This is a genomic window from Mycobacterium sp. E1715 (genome assembly GCF_001667625.1).
Lineage (GTDB): Bacteria > Actinomycetota > Actinomycetes > Mycobacteriales > Mycobacteriaceae > Mycobacterium.
In genome coordinates, this window is the sequence record NZ_LZJJ01000299.1 from 1 (window position 1) to 1,124 (window position 1,124).

Consider the following 1,124-nt stretch of genomic DNA (forward strand, 5'->3'; position numbering starts at 1 on the left):
TGGGCACACCGATCGCCGGGCGCTCGGAACGTGCCGGACCGACCTGGCCGGATGCGTCGTCAACAGCTGGGTGTTGGTGTAGTCGGGGGTGGGTAGGGCGCGGGTGTCGAGTTTGCCGTTGAGGGTGATGGGCAGGGTGTCGAGGGCGATGATGGCGGCGGGGATCATGTAGCTGGGCAGTTGTTGGGCCAGGGTGGCGCGTAGCTGGGTGGGGTCGGCGGTGCCGGTGATGTAGGCGGTGAGGCGTTTGTCGCCGGGGCGGTCTTCGCGCACGATGACCGCGGCGTGTTCGACTCCCTCGAGTGCGGCCAGGGCGGCGTGGATTTCGCCCAATTCGATGCGGTAGCCGCGGATTTTGACTTGATCGTCGGCGCGGCCGTGGTAGTCCAGTTGCCCGTCAGGGCGCCAGCACACCAGGTCCCCGCTGCGATACATCCGGGTTCCCGGCGGCCCGTAGGGGCAGGCCACGAACCGGGCCGCGGTCAATGCCGCCCGGTGCAGATAGCCCAGGCCGACGCCGCGGCCGGCGATATAGAGTTCACCGATCACCCCGGGGGGCACCGGGCGGCACCACGGGTCGAGCACGAACAGCGCCGTCCCGGGCACCGGCAGCCCGATGGGCACCGGGCCCGAGCCCGCGGTCAGTGGGGCGCTGATGGTGGCGTAGACGGTGGTTTCGGTGGGGCCGTAACCGTTGACCATGACCCGCCCGGGCGCCCAGCGTGCGAGGACCTCGGGGGGACAGGCCTCCCCGGCGGCCATCAACGCCACCTGATCCAGTCCGGTCGGCGACAGCGCGGCCAGCGCCGAGGGGGTGTGGCTCAAGACGGTCACGCCTTCGCTGATCAGCAGTGCGTGCAGCTCGTCGGGGGAGCGGGTCAGCTCCTCGGGCACCACCACCAACCGCCCACCAGAAAGCAGGGCACCCCAGATCTCCCACACCGAGAAGTCGAACGCATACGAATGGCATTGGGCCCACACCTGCTCGCATCCCAACCCGATACCCACCTGCAGGCCGTCGAACAAGCGGGTCACATTGGCATGGGTGACCGCCACCCCTTTGGGCACCCCGGTCGTGCCCGAGGTGTAAATGAGGTGCGCGACGTCATCGGGTGCCGGGGCGG

At 69.6% G+C, this 1,124-nt stretch carries 1 protein-coding gene; it reads right to left on the minus strand.

The genetic code is table 11. The features are described from left to right. On the minus strand, positions 1 to 1,124 hold a 1,124-nt coding region (locus A9X03_RS15245; protein WP_156746565.1), incomplete at both ends, for an amino acid adenylation domain-containing protein.